This window comes from Spartinivicinus poritis, assembly GCF_028858535.1.
Lineage (GTDB): Bacteria > Pseudomonadota > Gammaproteobacteria > Pseudomonadales > Zooshikellaceae > Spartinivicinus > Spartinivicinus poritis.
The window spans coordinates 15,841-32,268 of sequence record NZ_JAPMOU010000029.1 but is presented as its reverse complement, the minus strand read 5'-3'; the positions used below and the strand labels follow the sequence as shown (position 1 = coordinate 32,268).

12 protein-coding genes are annotated in these 16,428 nt (G+C 37.1%); 6 read left to right on the top strand and 6 right to left on the bottom strand.

The features are described 5' to 3' along the window. Window positions 1-277: 277 nt before the first annotated feature. The 3 genes from katG to ORQ98_RS19360 all read right to left on the bottom strand — a co-directional run bounded on the left by katG (window position 278) and on the right by ORQ98_RS19360 (window position 3,812). Entirely contained in the window at window positions 278-2,461 is a 2,184-nt protein-coding gene (gene katG, locus ORQ98_RS19370) for a catalase/peroxidase HPI (RefSeq protein WP_274690467.1), read from the bottom strand. 345 nt (window positions 2,462-2,806) lie between these two features. Beyond that, window positions 2,807-3,499, bottom strand: coding sequence for a substrate-binding periplasmic protein (locus ORQ98_RS19365; RefSeq protein WP_274690466.1), 693 nt, complete (start codon window positions 3,497-3,499; stop codon window positions 2,807-2,809). Window positions 3,500-3,593: 94 nt separating this feature from the next. Then, on the bottom strand, window positions 3,594-3,812 hold the full coding sequence (locus ORQ98_RS19360; protein ID WP_274690465.1) for a hypothetical protein: 219 nt from the start codon (window positions 3,810-3,812) through the stop codon (window positions 3,594-3,596). 103 nt (window positions 3,813-3,915) lie between these two features. Between ORQ98_RS19360 and ORQ98_RS19355 the strand changes: the two genes are divergently transcribed. Then, window positions 3,916-4,821, top strand: a complete 906-nt coding sequence (locus tag ORQ98_RS19355) for a LysR family transcriptional regulator (protein ID WP_274690464.1) — start codon at window positions 3,916-3,918, stop codon at window positions 4,819-4,821. Window positions 4,822-4,904: 83 nt separating this feature from the next. Here the strand turns inward: ORQ98_RS19355 and ORQ98_RS19350 are convergent, their stop codons facing one another. Beyond that, window positions 4,905-5,195 carry a putative quinol monooxygenase gene (locus ORQ98_RS19350; protein WP_274690463.1) on the bottom strand — a complete coding sequence of 97 codons (291 nt, stop codon included), beginning with the start codon at window positions 5,193-5,195 and terminating at the stop codon, window positions 4,905-4,907. Between the two features lie 306 nt (window positions 5,196-5,501). Here ORQ98_RS19350 and ORQ98_RS19345 point away from each other — a divergent pair, with 306 nt between their 5' ends. Then, a complete protein-coding gene (locus ORQ98_RS19345) occupies window positions 5,502-6,812 on the top strand; it encodes an anthrax toxin-like adenylyl cyclase domain-containing protein (protein WP_274690462.1) in 1,311 nt (436 codons plus the stop codon). A 146-nt stretch (window positions 6,813-6,958) separates the two neighbouring features. Here the strand turns inward: ORQ98_RS19345 and ORQ98_RS19340 are convergent, their stop codons facing one another. After that, a complete protein-coding gene (locus tag ORQ98_RS19340) occupies window positions 6,959-7,561 on the bottom strand; it encodes an acyloxyacyl hydrolase (protein ID WP_274690461.1) in 603 nt (200 codons plus the stop codon). A 1,405-nt stretch (window positions 7,562-8,966) separates the two neighbouring features. Between ORQ98_RS19340 and ORQ98_RS19335 the strand changes: the two genes are divergently transcribed. The 4 genes from ORQ98_RS19335 (at window position 8,967) to ORQ98_RS19320 (ending at window position 15,158) form a co-directional block, all read left to right on the top strand. Beyond that, window positions 8,967-9,359, top strand: a complete 393-nt coding sequence (locus tag ORQ98_RS19335) for a hypothetical protein (protein WP_274690460.1) — start codon at window positions 8,967-8,969, stop codon at window positions 9,357-9,359. A 94-nt stretch (window positions 9,360-9,453) separates the two neighbouring features. Further along, window positions 9,454-11,547, top strand: coding sequence for an alpha/beta hydrolase (locus tag ORQ98_RS19330; RefSeq protein WP_274690459.1), 2,094 nt, complete (start codon window positions 9,454-9,456; stop codon window positions 11,545-11,547). Window positions 11,548-12,336: 789 nt separating this feature from the next. Then, window positions 12,337-13,704, top strand: coding sequence for a tetratricopeptide repeat protein (locus tag ORQ98_RS19325; RefSeq protein WP_274690458.1), 1,368 nt, complete (start codon window positions 12,337-12,339; stop codon window positions 13,702-13,704). A 599-nt stretch (window positions 13,705-14,303) separates the two neighbouring features. Further along, on the top strand, window positions 14,304-15,158 hold the full coding sequence (locus tag ORQ98_RS19320) for a hypothetical protein (RefSeq protein WP_274690457.1): 855 nt from the start codon (window positions 14,304-14,306) through the stop codon (window positions 15,156-15,158). Window positions 15,159-15,169: 11 nt separating this feature from the next. Here the strand turns inward: ORQ98_RS19320 and ORQ98_RS19315 are convergent, their stop codons facing one another. Next, complete coding sequence (locus ORQ98_RS19315) at window positions 15,170-16,252, bottom strand: TRAP transporter substrate-binding protein (protein WP_274690456.1); 1,083 nt, start codon at window positions 16,250-16,252, stop codon at window positions 15,170-15,172. Between the last annotated feature and the right edge of the window lie 176 nt (window positions 16,253-16,428).

The window sequence follows — 16,428 nt, the reverse complement described above, 5'->3', positions numbered from 1 at the left end:
ACTCACAATCCAATCAAAAAGGCGATGATTCTATACTCTTCGCGAATGATTTTTAGGCTTTGTTACCATCACTCTTCACCCCAGTCATTTAGTTTATATCTAAACTCCTGGGGCTTCATCGCTCGGTGGCCTCGCCTAAATAATCCTTCGCTGTGAGTATATACCACTTAATTTTCACACCTAAAAATGATTCATGATGGGTATACTACAAAACATCGCCTTTTAAATGGTTACCTAGAGCCTGTTAATGCTATATTACACCTACTGTTGTCTACCCTCAGTTAGCAGCATCAAAACGATCCAGGTTCATGACTTTGGTCCAGGTGGCCACAAAGTCTTTGACAAACTTTTCTTGTGAATCTGCTGTGGCATAAACTTCTGCTAATGCACGCAGCTGTGAGTTTGAGCCAAAGATTAAATCGACACGAGTGCCAGTCCACTTTACGTCACCTGTCTTGCGGTTGCGACCTTCAAATAAACTGTCGTCTTTTGATATGGACTTCCAGGTGGTTCCCATATCTAGCAGGTTGACGAAAAAGTCGTTAGTTAAAGTTTCGGGCCGATCAGTGAAAACACCATGTTTAGTTTGTCCTGTATTAGTATTCAAGACCCGCATCCCCCCTACCAACACTGTCATTTCAGGTGCAGTTAGGGTTAATAATTGGGCCTTATCTACTAACAGTTCTTCAGCAGAAACACTGTAACTGCCTTTTTGGTAATTGCGGAAACCATCTGCAATAGGTTCCAATACAGCAAAAGACACTACATCAGTTTGTTGCTGAGAGGCATCCATTCGGCCTGGAGTGAATGGAACAGTAATGTTTTGACCAGCATCCTTAGCGGCCTTCTCTACCGCCGCGCAACCACCTAAAACAATCAAATCTGCTAACGAGATTTTTTTGTTACCTGATTGGGCACCGTTAAATTCGGATTGAATATTCTCTAGCACATTGAGCACTTTAGATAATTGCGCAGGTTCGTTTGCTTCCCACTCTTTTTGAGGGGCTAACCGAACCCGTGCACCGTTGGCGCCGCCACGCATATCAGAACCACGGAATGTAGAGGCCGATGCCCAGGCAGCAAATACCAACTCAGAAACCTTGAGACCCGAATCCAGAATTTTGCCTTTAAGGGCAGCGATGTCTTTATCGTCAACTAAATCGTGGCCCACTGCGGGAATAGGGTCTTGCCAGATCAGCTCTTCGTCAGGTACTTCATTACCCAAATAGCGTGCCCGTGGCCCCATATCTCGATGAGTCAGCTTATACCAAGCTCTGGCAAAAGCATCAGCAAAAGCTTCTGGGTCTTTTTGAAAGCGCCTGGCAATGGGCTCGTAAATAGGGTCCATTTTTAATGACAGGTCAGCCGTCGTCATGATGGGGGCATGCCGTTTAGCTGAATCATGGGCATCTGGCACTAGATCAGCCGCCGCACCGCCTTTGGGTACCCATTGATGGGCACCTGCTGGGCTTTTGGTTAACTCCCAGTCATAGCCAAACAAAATATCAAAGTAGTCGTTGTCCCATTTAATAGGGTTGGCAGTCCAGGCCCCTTCAATGCCGCTGGTGGTGGTATCTTCACCTTTACCTGTACCGTGGCTGTTTTTCCAACCCAGTCCCTGCTCTTCAATACTGGCACCTTCTGGCTCTGGACCAACGAGCGCAGGATCACCTGCACCATGACACTTACCAAAGGTATGCCCACCAGCAACCAGGGCTACCGTTTCTTCATCATTCATTGCCATCCGGCCAAAGGTTTCACGAACATCAATACCAGATGCCACAGGGTCTGGATTGCCATTTGGGCCTTCAGGGTTAACGTAAATTAACCCCATTTGCACCGCAGCTAATGGGTTTTCCAAGTCTCGTTTACCAGAATAGCGTTTGTCATCCAACCACTCTGATTCGTTACCCCAGTAGATATCTTGCTCAGGCTCCCAGACATCTTCACGGCCACCAGCAAAACCAAAGGTTTTGAAGCCCATAGACTCAAGGGCACAATTACCTGCCAAAATCATCAAGTCTGCCCAAGAAATTTTCCTGCCGTATTTTTGCTTGATAGGCCATAGCAACATTCTGGCTTTATCTAGATTACCGTTGTCTGGCCAGCTATTGATTGGCGCAAAACGTTGATTGCCAGTACCTGCGCCACCACGGCCATCACCCGTACGATAGGTGCCTGCACTGTGCCATGCCATACGAATAAATAAAGGCCCATAATGACCATAGTCAGCTGGCCACCAATCTTGTGAGTCAGTCATTAAGGTGTACAGGTCTTTTTTGACCGCTTGAAGGTCTAAACTTTTGAACTCTTTTGCGTAATCAAAATCCTTATCCATCGGGTCAGCCAAGGAAGAATGTTGACGCAAAATTTCCAGACGAAGTTGATTAGGCCACCAATCCCGGTTCGAGGTACCACTACCTGCCGCGTGATTGAAAGGGCACTTGCCAGTGTTAGTCATAATTCGCTCCCCACTTTGTCATGTTATCGCTACTTATGAGTGTTGATGACAATAACCACACTTACCAATTGGGATTAGCTTTTGGCACGATATAGGATATTAATCGCTCTATTTAAATACTTGGCATGTATGTTTCCATGAGCCTGACTGACACTGCATCCAATTTCAGAGTAGCTTGAAGACTAAGCAGCTGGTAATAGATTCAATCCTTTTATTTTTCTAGCGTTCATCAAATTAGGGGAATTTAATGATTTATTATTTAGAAGCTTCCTAAAGACCATCTTCTATCTGCATTTAGGCACTTCATTGTTTGGGGTAGGAATATAGGCTACATATCCAAAATAATTAGTGCTGGATTGCTTTAAAACCTTCATCAAATATCTGCTTAACTTCTTGACCTCTTTCTGTCTTAGGAAATAAAACATAGTAATGGAAAACTTTACTTGGTTTGTTAGATACCTCTATTTCACCCTGCTTACTTTTATCTAGTGTAGAATTTATAGCATCAATCCCTACCTTCAAATTGGCTTCAAATATATCAGCCCTGCTACTAACAATCATATTTAAGGCTTGCTTTTCCGTTTTAACTCTTTCAATCGTTATACCTTCATCTTCAAGGTACTGGTAGTTATACCCTAAAATTCCAACAAACCTATATTTTTTAAGATCAGCAATTTCATTCCAGGTTATTGTCCTACCTTTTTTGTAAAATAAGTGAGCAGACTCTGTAAGTATGGGCTGTTCTGAAAATAAAAATTTTTTCTCCCTATCTTTGTTCCTTGACCAACCAGGCGTCGCATCAAGATCTCCTTTACTAGTCATAAACATGACTCGTTTCCAAGGCAACCATTGAAAGTCCACCTTAACTCCTTTTGTTGCGAAAGCAGACTTCACAGTTTTACTAATAATGCCATTCTCCGGTAGCCCTTGCCCAACAAATGGCGCCCACTCATCAACACCAACGAGCACTGATTTCATTTCACTTGCAAAAACGTTAACGGTAACGGCATAGATTATTAAATATTTTTTCAGCAACATAAGTTTACACTTAGCTATTTACCAACCCACGTACTACTGAAATTAATGAAAATTGTAGCTCAGTTACTATCACCCTTCAGTATAAAGGGGGGAACTAAGACTCATCCTCAACCGCACTACCCTCACAATCATCGTCTGATTTTAATGAACAATCTTCTTCAGCCAGCTTTGGCTTTAAATCAGTAGCCTGTTCGTGAACATTTTGATCAATCGTTAAACTGTGATCCCTAATCTCTCGATAGGAATCATGAGGGTCTGCTACTATTATAGGAGATAAGAATGCAAGCGCGATTAATAATATTACTGCTTTCATTTGCTTCAGCCTTATATTCGTTTGTGTTGCAGCTAAATTTACCCACTCGCGATAGCAAAATAAATAATAGATATTCAAACATATTGTATGCATAATTCGAACAATGAAATACGATAAACTTAAATACCTAAAACAGTTTGCTATGTTTGCAGTGGTTGCTGAAGAGGCATCTTTTACTCAAGCTGCGGATAGACTTGGGCTTGGTAAAGCGCATGTCAGTGATCAAATACAACGGTTAGAAAAAACACTAAACGTACAGCTGCTAAACCGAAGCACCCGATCAGTGGCGTTAACAACCGCAGGCAAACGACTACTATCTCATTGTCAGCAGCTTAATCAGTTGGGTGAAGAGATATTCCAGCTTGTCGAAAACTCAAAACATATTCCTACAGGCCGGTTAAGGGTTACAGCAAAAAACGACATGTGTTTGGAGTTACTTCCTGGCATTATTCATAAATTTGAATCAACTTATTCAGATGTAAGCATTGATTTGATTGCCAGTGATGAATTAGCAGACCTTGAAAGGAATAATATTGACGTAGCCGTTCGAATAGGTTTGACAAAAGACTGGCCCTATTATGGAAGCCACATTACTGAGGCAGAAGCAGTCATTGTTGCAAGCAGAGACTATATTAATCGTGTTGGCCAGCCTACTTCTCTTGAAGAATTAGCAAAAATGGATTGGATAACCACAAGCTCAATGGCCAACTTTCAATGGCTATTAACTGGGCCAGATGGCAAGCAGTATGAGATGAGTATAAAAGAAAAAGCATCAACAAATTCATCTGCTGTCGCCTATCAAATGATGAAAAGTGGGCTCGGTATTACAGCAACCCCTGAAGTTATTGCTAAAACAGATATCAACAATGGAAGTGTTATTAAATTACTACCGGATTATAGTCTTCCTAAAATACATGTTTATGCACTTTATAGTGAACGGTATCCAGCTGCCAAAATAAAAGTATTTATAAACTTTATTCGAGAACAGCTAAAGCCTTTATTTAAATAAACCTTATCAAACGGCCAATATAGATTAGCCGCTAGGTTTCAATCATTTATCTATATAACCTCTAATCACTATTAGAGGTACCCTTAGCTGATTACAGTCAGTTCATTCATTGAAAAGTCTTTTATTTTACCTTCTGTTGCAGCGATATAGTTAATTAAATGAGCTTTTTTCATATGCTCCTGAAATAAAGCTTCGTTTTCCCATACTTCATAGAAGAAGAATAGTGATGGGTTGCTATTATCCTGATGTAATTGATACTGTACTGAACCTGGATCTTGACGAGATGGTTCAATTAGCTTTAATAATTCTTGTTTAACAAACTCTGCATGTTCAGGAAATGCTTCTATTTTGGCAATAATGATCAGTTTATTCACTGGATTTTCCCTTTTTATATACAAAGGCTATACCCTTAACATGAGGGGTATATGTAAAGATAATAACCGTATAATACAGAAAGTAGACGTCATATATACGCTTCTGTTTGACTATAAGCATAGGCGTCCCAGATACAGATAACATATTCCTTAGCCATTTTGCAATTTAGTTTACATTTATATTCAAAATACTAGTCAAACACCCATTTGAGCAATGCATCGGTTTGAAATACAATCCTAAATAATTTTTTATCTATAAAATAACAGCTAAAAAAGATATTTTTTCACAAGTAAGTGCCATAAGTTATGTTTAATACCATTCTAATTATTATTTTTATGACTCAAATAACACATAAGTTATCAGACACTAGCTCCAAAATTGTAAGCACAGAACAAATACAACAAGCTGCAATAGGAAATATATATAAAGGATATGAGCTAACATTAGAACAAAACAATAGTGCTAAGCAATTTTTTGTAGATAAAACTAATAATATAAATGCGCATGAGTTGAAATCACAAGATACTTCCAACCGTAAACTATCATTACCTGTACTTTTTCAAAATAAGACCAAGCTACTATTCAGCCAAGCCATTCAAGACGTTGTAAATACAGTAAATACCGTTTTGGCAATTCGAGCTCCAAATATACACTCCATAGGCCTTTTACTTGAAGGTTATGCATCAAAAAACTTTCTTAACAAGGCAAAATCGAGTAATGGAGGACCTACCGCAGGTTTTGTCGTAGACAACCCTAAGCTTAGCAAAGTAAGGTGCCATGGAGAAAAAGCTCTCAAAAAACAACAGTCACTAATAAATGATGCTATTAATGAAGGAGCAAAGCGAATTCAACTAGAACTTTCCAACGAACGGGTTGAGTATTTAGTAGAAGAAAAACTAATCGAAATTATTTCTCATAATGGCTCAACACCAATTATTAAAGGCTTTTATGGTGAAAATGACCATGAGTATTTTCAATTACAAAAAACGGAAGATAATACCTGGGCACTTTTTCATCTGCCAGATTTTAAATCACTAGAAAACCCAGGTAAATCTACTCCAGTAAGGGGCTTAACCAACCCACCTGTACCAGGAGTAACAGAGCCTGTCGGAGCCAAAGCAGCAGTTACCGCGGACTATGACCTATTTGGGATTTGGCCAACCATAAACCAAAGTAATAACAAAAGGCCATTAAATACAGTCCCTCGACCACTCAGAGGCCAAGTGGCTAGTAATTATGTCAAACACTTAGAACAACAAGGTACAACCATTAAAAAAGACTCAACAATCGAAGCAGATCCAATAGTCAAAGAAGACCAATACATGGGTAATATCCATACCTATGGCAAGCATATTATTAAACAACTTAATCAAGCCATTCAGTTGGCTGGTTACCAAGGCGGCCACTTATTCCATCATAATGATGAATCAGGTAACCCCTTCAGTCCCGGCCAGGACTATCCTATTGTAATATTTATCCCTAAACATCAACAGCCTTATTTAGTGAGTAATGATGAGGAGCTACAAGCTGCTTACAAATTACTGGAGACACGCGGCTTCTATGTTGAGAAAAACCCGGCATTTATGTTTAAACATAGCGATACCCTTCACGAATGATTTGGGTATCTTATTTTTAAATGGACATGGTATATATAAAAATGATGATAGTTTACTCGTCACTCAGAAAATAGGATACACCACAATAGCTAAAACCATTATGGAGTATCCTACTAAAAATAACCCTTAATATTACCGCTAGCCAGTTAAAAAGTGTAACCTACACTCAAACCAGCAAAATTTTGCCCGCTATTATCATCAGTAATGCCCGCATTAGAAAAATGTCTGGCATAGAGTTCCATAGCTATACCGCTATCAAAACGGTAGCCAAGGGCAAGTCGTTCACCAAAGGTAAATTTAGAGCCAATCCGGTTAGTTTTTTTCTCTTTTAAGTAAATACCTAAACCAACCGACAGGTATGTATTAGTACCACTAAGAAGCGCTACATCTTTCGAGATACCAATCATTCCAAGATCGTACTGACTCAAGTTATCAACTTGTTGGGTACTTTTTGGCTTACCATTTACTTTATTATCTCTACCTTTAAATGCATTAACCTCCAAGTTATTTCTTGCAGGCAAGCCAAAGAAGAAGCTACCTGGTTGGCTATAAGTAATACCACCAAAAAAAAGGTTCTCAAACTGGTCTTTACTTCTAAAGCTTTTGCCACCGTGTATCATAATTTGATGCTTGTTATCACCAAACATAGGATTATGAGAAACATTATCATCAGCAACTATAGGCATTGCAATGACTAGAGCAAGACAAGTGGCAGGTACTGTAGTTTTCTTAAAATGAATAGACTTCATAACTACCTATCAATTAACTTAAATATCAATGGAGTTGTTTGCTTAAGTAAGCAAGCCAACATGAACAAGGTGATTATAAGAAAGTCAAATATTAATTTAAATCACTGATTTGTATAGCTACAATTGGTTATTATGTGATGCCTTAGGTAATTTGTAATGTAAAGGCTCAATAATACTTCTTACAACCTCCTCAAAATACTATGAATGCAAAAATAATAAGAGGTCAACGCTATTAAGTGGACACGCGAGAAAGGTAAAATTATTTGCTCTTTATCTTTACAATCTTTACTTTTATGTTCCTTATCTTTCATTTCAACTGTTTTATTTCAGTATGCAAACCCATTGATTTCTGAGGGCCACATCATGTCCCCTCGACATAGATAGGCATATAAGTGTCGCCTACACACTATAATGCAAATATCGTCTATTCAGTCACCCTAGTAAGATACTCTCATCCAATTGAAAGGTGTCACCTTTTCAAATGTGGGGAGAAAATGCTATTTCATACTGCAGAAGGGATACAGTAAAGTAGGCCCTTCTATCTAATTTAAGGGTAATTAGACCTTGTCAGACAATAAGTCACAATTTATCCCAAGCTGAACCTAGGAAAAGCCAAAAATTCATAGCGCCGATGGATGGTAACATTATATTTAAAGAGCTTTGTTACTATTGGGTAGACCTGAGAAGCACTGCAACCTACTGCTAGCAGCATAATGGCGATCAAGGCATAAATAAATAGTGCCTTTCTTTCTTCATTTTGCTTAATTTAAGTTTGAAAATCCTTAAGAAGATCGATAAATCTTTACACTGAAGCATTTTTTAGTGTTGTTTCTTGACGAAAATCAGAATATCAATAAAGGAGCTTTTTTTACTGAAATGGTGAAAATTTAATTTTATATATAAACTCCTATTGTAGGTCAATTAAATTTACACAGCCTTACATTAAAGGTTTTAGTAAAGCAATAAAGTTTAAAATAGTATCTTGTGCAACAATTTGATGTATGTAATAATTTTGAACTTTAAAACCAAGTTAGACTCTATAAGTTGCTTTTGATATTTTTTTAGTATTTAAATTTATTCACGATAGTAATTTAATAAACTAACTGAGTAACTGCATTATGAAGTATGATACTCCTGAGAGTTCAACTGTAAAAAAACTTTTGAAGATTATATTAGACATTCATGGTATAAGTCTATTGAAATAACTGCTTAATATAACTTGTATTTCTAATTAACCCAATACTAACAGTATTTTAGGATATTATTGCGCTTATCAAATACTGATATAGGATAACCCTATTTAGCTAAAAGGCTAAATAAGGCGGTATTATGCGTCATTTTCCAGCCTTGACTAATGCTGCTAAAAATTAGCCGCCAATTTTACTTAATTAATTTAAGAGTGATTATGAAGAAATATATTAATTTACTATTAATTAGTTGTTGTGTGTCAGCTTTTACATTACAAGCCGAGCCAACAATGACTATAGATTCAGACCCCGCCAACCAGACTTTGGATCCAACTATCGAGGCCATTAAATCAGATGGCAATCAAGTCAATATTTCTCTTAACAACCCAATGTCATTTCCTATTCTAAGCCAACGTTACGAGCTTAATATAGGCGATAGTAAATTCTTTAAAAGTTTCTATAAAAATGGCAATCTCAATAAGTTAACGTTTATTTTATCTTTAGAAGAGTTCAATGGATTAGCTGACGACTCTATCGTCACTATTACTAATGGTTTGGTAAATTATCCACTAGGAACCTTAAATAAAAGCATTTTAATACACACAAAATAGAGAGCCTATTTATTTTTTTCTCCATAAGTTTACCCGTATAAATGTAAGACAGTATTTATTAAGGCAGTTTAACGAAATCATTAAGATATAACATATGCTTAAATTAAAATATACATATTATATAAAAGTTGTATTGGCTCCACTATTTATAAGCACTACAATTAGTAATCTTTCTTTAGCTACCGAGCAAAATAACTATGACCCAGGAGAAAAAGGTGAATTTAATAATATTGCCACTTATGAATATAAAATAATCGATAAGGAAGCCAACAATAACGATCCAAATAATCCATTTAAACCATTCGACTTTGATGATTATATTGATGTAGAAGGAGTAAAGTATTCCCCCTATGTAGAGGTTGAAGGCGTTACCTATTTCCCTGAAGGTCAATCAAATTTACCCGTTATCGTGTTATTACACGGACGTCATGTTACATGTTATAACATAGAAAATAATAAGGCTGAAATGCGCTGGCCATGTAAAGAAGATCAGTCTTCAATTCCAAGCTATAAAGGCTATGAATATTTAGGAAAGCATTTAGCGAGTCAGGGTTATTTTGTTGTTTCAATCAGTGCTAATGGTATTAATGCAATAGAGGATTTTAGAGACTTTGAAAAGCCAAATTACACTAAGCCTCCCCTAGCAAATTCTAAAGCAGGTAAATCAGCCAGAGCACGTTTAATTAATCATCACCTTAATTTATTATGGGCTGCTCATACTTATGGAACTAATACAAAGTTAGGTAATTCAGACAAGGCTAATGAATTAGCAGGTAAAATTGAGGGCCGACTTGACTTTCAGCGTATCGGATTAATGGGACACTCTCGCGGTGGAGAGGGTGTGCTTGACTATGCAAAGTTCAATGCCGTTAAAAATGATATTTTCAATGTACGCAGTGTCTTACTGATTGGTTCAACTAATACCCACAATATGTCTCTTACTAATGCAAGTTTGGGCTCAATACTTCCCTATTGTGATGGCGATGTTAAAAATTTGGAAAGTGCACGGATATTTGACAAAACTATCAAAGTAAATAGTAATAACCCTCACTATCAATGGACATTTATGGGAGGCAACCATAATTATTTCAATACTACTTGGTCACCAGGGTTATTTAGCGCAGGAACACAAGATGATTGGGTTGGAGGCTTATATTTAAAGATCGAAAGTGTGTTCACTCCATTATCAGAAATTAAATACATTCTCGACCCACATTGCGGTGGATATGCAGCAGACAAAGATTCTAAAGAATTTGATTATTATCCATTTTCATATTCTGGTGCTAATTTCCTATCTCAATACGATGCTAAACGTGAAAGTAATGGACTTAAGTCATTTACATCCATAATAGTAGCAATGCCTAAATCTCGATTTTCAGAAGCCAAGACTCAAAATGCTGCAAAGGCTTATACATCTGCATTCTTCCATGATAGCTTGAAAGAGCTTAACCAGGAGGATAACCTAATGAATCGAGCATATCTCATTGGTAAAAAAAATGAATCAGCTGAAACTCAGATTCCACCATCATCACAATTAAATACAAATGAAATCAAGTTCGCATTTCAATTAGAAAATAGCGAAATGTTAAAAGTTAACATAAACAATGTAGGTGATAGTAATGCCATAAATTGCACTCTTCTCAAATCAACTACCTCTTATAATGATGACGAATCAAAAAGAAATCCTGATTACACTACTGACAAACTTAAAGAAAACAACTATTGTCACCCCTCCATACCTAGCCCTCATACAAGAGCTTATTATAATGATGATAAAACAGCAATAATATTCGAATCTAATTTAAGCCTTAGATTACAGTCTTCTGGATCAACTGAATTGAGTCTTAGAAATGTAAAAGATATCAGCCAAAGTGATACACTAAGTTTCAGAGTATACTCTGTCAACAAAAGTGTGGTTCCAGAAATTTCTGTTCAACTGCTAGATGCATATGGAAATGCAAGCCATCAAGTGTCTATAGATAATCCAGAAGTTCTTAATGCTCTACCTGGTAACTCTAAACAATCTATGGGTATCTTGCCAAGAGCACTGCTACATACGGCAACCGTTAAACTTAGTAAGTTTAATAATGTTGATTTGAGCCAAGTAACCACATTACGCTTAATATATAATACTGGTAAAGGCAATGTACTTGACATTGCAGATATAACTTTTTCTAAAACCGACTAGGTCATATACATTAATAAATCACTAGTATCTACTTTCATGCTTCCTGCTATTAACAATAGTAGGAGCATTTTTTTACTCTAAAAAATAATCCCTATACTGCTCGCAATTCTAATTTTTTAGCTATGTACAGGACAAAACTCTCAGTAAGTGCAGAAATTCCCGTAACCCCGACTTTTTAGGCAGCCAAATAATGATTCAATTGACCATCTGATGGTATAACGTTTAATTGCTGTTTGTGGTTGGGCATGAGTAGCACTAAGAAATGATTCCAACTCAAGTGGGTTAATTGTATGCTTCTTTCAAGTGTATGTTACTGTTTTTTTCGATGTATTGAATTTCAATACTTAATGTATATGATTTTATACAGACCATAGAGACTTCACATGAGTAATATTGCTATTCAGAGAACTATCAATGACTGTGTAGTGTGTATGAACCAGTTTGAGGTGTTCAGGCTCGTGTCCCTTCGGTAGGCGTACTGTAGCGTAGCTATGTTTATGGCTCAGCACCGTCAGAGAAAACACTCACCTAATGGTTACTTAGCACCACTTATATATCTTGTTGTGGCTGACTAAAAATTTTCGAAAAACTGTTGCCAGATTATACTCCCTAAATCCCCGACAGCCTATAGAAGTCACGTACACTCATAAAGGGGATACAATCACTCAGCTTATACATAGCTAAAAACTGATTGCTTATTCTACTAAAAACTATGTTCTTTATAGTGGAAAATTACCAATAGTAGACTATAAATATAGTGTTACTCATAGCAAATAGAAGTTGCATGCAGTGTCTATAAACAAGTCGATTAAATATTATATTTTTGGTTTATTTTTCTCTGCAATTGTTACAGGCACAGAGCAATATGACCAATTAATATCAACAAGTGGATTATGTCTTACCAGTGTTGATATATATTATCCTCTAGAGCTTCAAGAGTGCCGTAATGATGGTTTGCAGCGCTGGCGTATACGATCAGATAATGCTATTCAGAATGAATTAAACTTTAAAAGGTGTCTAAGTACTGGTACTTGGAATATCATTGGAATGAGTTGTGATAATCAAGAAAAATGGAAATCATCTAAAGGCACTCTCCACTTATTAAAATCATCCAATAAAAACATACTAACCGACTTAGTATTAGTCTCAGGTTATAACCCTTTTTCCTATAAAGCTAATATCACTCAAGGGAGATTAGACATTACTGCTGAGATAGGGCTAGGCCAAGAAAAGTGGATTTGGGGCTCTCAACGAAAAAACTGGCTATCCATTGATTTCTTTCAGGACTATGTGCTTAATGAGCCAGGAAAACATTTTCAAGGTTTTCAGAAGTTAAATCAAAGTTTCATAGATCAGTTTTTATTATCTATTGATAAAGATAAGCATTTAAATCAACGCTCCCCCTGGCTTTGGCAAGAGAAAGATAATCCTGATAAAAAAGATAGTTATACTTGCATTTGCCCAATTGGTGTTAAGCTTTGTAATACTGGCAAACCCTATGGCAAGGAAGGTGACAACTTTTATAATATATTAAACACACATGATTTTTTGATTCAAATTGAAGGCGCGCGCGACAACAAGCAAGTAATCAGCCTATGGGAGTGTCAACCATCTACTTTCAAAGTATTTAAGCAAAAGCTTGAAATAGATTTTTTATATAGAAAAGCAGCAAGTTATGGTAATACAGAAAAAGCTATTGAGTTGTTAGAAAATATTCTATTAACAGATATCAAACACTTTTCTACCTGGCGGCGGTTATGCTTTATTTCAACCTCAAGTGATGCCTGTGATGAAGCCCTAAAAATAAAACCTGACGACCCTATCAGTTGGTTAGGTAAAGGAATTCAATTGCGTAAGCAAGGTGAGTTTAATAAAGCACTAGACGCTTACGATAAAGCTTTAACATTAGATCAAACCAATTATTATATTTGGTTCGAAAAAGCTGTAACCCTATTATTCAAAAAACAATATTCTGATTCACTGAACATGCTAGATAGCGCACTTAAACTATCCAAAGATAACAGCTTTATTTGGTATTGGAAGGGGTTCGTACATAAACTAAACAAATCACCTGAAAAAGCCCGTCTTGCATTTAAACAATCATTTCAAATTGACCCTACCAATGATGCGGCCAAATATTATCTAGGGCAACTCTAAATATTAAACCGCTCTTTCGCATCTACGCACCACCAGATTTAGACAATGAACTCTGATAGCAGTAATCACTGATATTGACAACTCAGGAAGTGAGCTACCTATTGTAACCAATATCGAGTCGGTACCGAAATATTTTTGCAACTCCTATCAGATGAACCTGTGAACCGACAATTAATAACAGTAAGTCTAAACCATCACTCATGAAAGCCAGCCAAACTATACCCTTCACGAATGATTTCTAGGTTTTGTTATGACCACCATCGAGGGTGAGAGTGCAGGAGCATTTAGCTGTCTTCGCTCCTCATCTCAATCACCTATTATTATAGGCTCATGTGGCCTCGTCATTTGATGGCCTCACCTAAAAACCATTCGTTATTGGCTATAGTACTGACAAATTGAACTTCACTAAAATATAACCTACTCTATTAGTTGTATATAGACTTATCTTTGATAGGTAAAATTTGTAATAAAAATACTACATTGGTATAGTGATTATAGGCTAATCCACGACATATTTCGTTTGCTGAAGCTTCACCAAACATAAAAAAGGACAGACCTATAAAACAACCATTAAATTATCTGACTGAGTGCAGTATGATATGCAGCAGATTACAGAACCAAAAAAGGTAACAAAATTGCCAACGATAATGACCATTGTAACTGTCATTATCTTGCTTATATTTATACAAAAACTCAGTAACCAAAATTCAACATGGATTGAACAGACATCTAACGATAATAACTTTTATCCTATAAATTTTCTTCAAGAACTTAAAAATAAAGTTAATTTCATTGATATAGATATAGACCTTATTAAACAAACAAAAAACAACCTTAAATTTAAAATACAATACAAAAAACCAGGGTTATTAGCAGACTCCGTTGTACTTAGTCATATTAAAGCTGTTACTAATACTGCTATTAACATATTAATAGAAAACAAAATCAATCCATACAATAATAAAATTGCAATTGATGTAGCCGCAGAATCTCCATCCTCCTCAATCTCATCAGCACACCAAGACTCGCCCCCTTTTAGGTACAATTTTATACGTTACGGTTACTCCCCTCGCTATCCTACAGACTTATTTACTACTATTAAAAGTCAAGTATCAAAACTGACTGGTGAGTTAAATATGATTGAAATGGCAAAGGATAGATTGAGCTTTCAGCTATTATTAAATAACTCTAAGGCACTAACTCCCTATAAAATCAAAAAAGAAACCAAGCGCATCCTCAACTTAATTTTACAGACGCTTAGTATTTATAATATTAATTACAAAGGCAACACTAATGGTATAGGTGGCATTCATATTAAAGTTAAATCTTTTGTACCTCAACAACATGACAATAATACTGAAACCACCATAGTTTATGGTATAGCATATTACAATCCAGGCAAAAAAAGAGTCATATGGACTGATAGTTATCACTTGTCTTATATGCTTGACTAATATAAAAAGCCCTAGGAATAAGTTGCTTCAATCAATTGCTGAAAAATACGAGGCCATTTCGGACCAAGCAACTTCTCTTTAACGCTATTCCACTCTTTTCTCTGGTGACCAAAGGCAAATTTAAGCGCTTCTTTCTCCTCCATTGATGGCGAATAAATTTTGACACCCTTTTGGGAAAACCTCTGTCGGCAGTTGTTATAGGAGCGCTGATACAAGAGCAACTGTTTATGCCTGATTTCTTCAATAGCATCAAGAAAGGCAATCCTAGTGGTTTTATCGAGTGCCTGTATAAAATGATTATTGGCGATAGCTACCCAACCGTCGTGTACAGATTCTATTTCGGTAATCACGCCAATTTCTCTGTGTAGCTCGTCTGGGCCAGAATAAAGGCCTATAACTGAAGGATCCAATGCATCGTAACGATTAAGGCGAGCCGTTCTTGCAGCGAGCCCCCACAGGATTGATGTAGGCTTTGCCCCTGCCATTTGATAAAAGTGCAACAAGGATTCCGATGCGGGAACCCGGAATCTCACGCCACTAAAGTCCTCCGGCGATTTAATAGCTTTACCATAAATGCGGGTAGAGGATGCTGTCCTGGAGCCCACTACATAATGAAAGAGCACTGTCATATGGACTGCTTGGGATAATACATACTGCTGCCAAGCTTTGGAGTTCACCAGGCGCTGGTATCTTTCTGCACTGGCACACCAGAATGGAATATTGATAATGTCCATGGCTGGAGCTCGAGGTGTGAGATTGGATATGGATAACAGGGCGCCCTGTACTTGTCCATAAATCACGCTGCTTGACAGTGCACTACCAATACCAAAACTGCCACCATCATGGATGGCAACATAAACCTGATTGTGAGTATATTGCTCAATGAGTTGCTTGATCTCATCGTGAGCATGAGGCGTTGTAAGATGTTTATCGCTAATGTAAGGGGATGCAAAATTAAAGATATACTTGGTGAGCTTTGCCTTTTTTTGCTCTTCTTTCAAAAACTGCGGATCCGTATTGCTGAGAGCCGCCAGCGTGGGGGTTAAGCTGGCCCCAATTGTGAGCAGATATTTAATGGCACTGCGCCGATTCATAGATACTAGCCTTAAACATAGTTATGCGCCTTACAGGTTATGACTATATAATAGCTGAGTCTATCTGCTTATGTGCAGTTCCAAAGCATGTACCACATAATTAAGTGGTCGTAGAATAACATTCACTAGTATTTAAATACCAACATTAAACATGAAATTATGAAAAATTTTATTAA

Coding starts and splice junctions, on each gene's coding strand:
- katG (WP_274690467.1), bottom strand. CDS start 2,461: ATGACTAACACTGGCAAGTGCCCTTTCAATCACGCGGCAGGTAGTGGT.
- ORQ98_RS19365 (WP_274690466.1), bottom strand. CDS start 3,499: ATGTTGCTGAAAAAATATTTAATAATCTATGCCGTTACCGTTAACGTT.
- ORQ98_RS19360 (WP_274690465.1), bottom strand. CDS start 3,812: ATGAAAGCAGTAATATTATTAATCGCGCTTGCATTCTTATCTCCTATA.
- ORQ98_RS19355 (WP_274690464.1), top strand. CDS start 3,916: ATGAAATACGATAAACTTAAATACCTAAAACAGTTTGCTATGTTTGCA.
- ORQ98_RS19345 (WP_274690462.1), top strand. CDS start 5,502: ATGTTTAATACCATTCTAATTATTATTTTTATGACTCAAATAACACAT.
- ORQ98_RS19340 (WP_274690461.1), bottom strand. CDS start 7,561: ATGAAGTCTATTCATTTTAAGAAAACTACAGTACCTGCCACTTGTCTT.
- ORQ98_RS19335 (WP_274690460.1), top strand. CDS start 8,967: ATGAAGAAATATATTAATTTACTATTAATTAGTTGTTGTGTGTCAGCT.
- ORQ98_RS19330 (WP_274690459.1), top strand. CDS start 9,454: ATGCTTAAATTAAAATATACATATTATATAAAAGTTGTATTGGCTCCA.
- ORQ98_RS19320 (WP_274690457.1), top strand. CDS start 14,304: ATGCAGCAGATTACAGAACCAAAAAAGGTAACAAAATTGCCAACGATA.
- ORQ98_RS19315 (WP_274690456.1), bottom strand. CDS start 16,252: ATGAATCGGCGCAGTGCCATTAAATATCTGCTCACAATTGGGGCCAGC.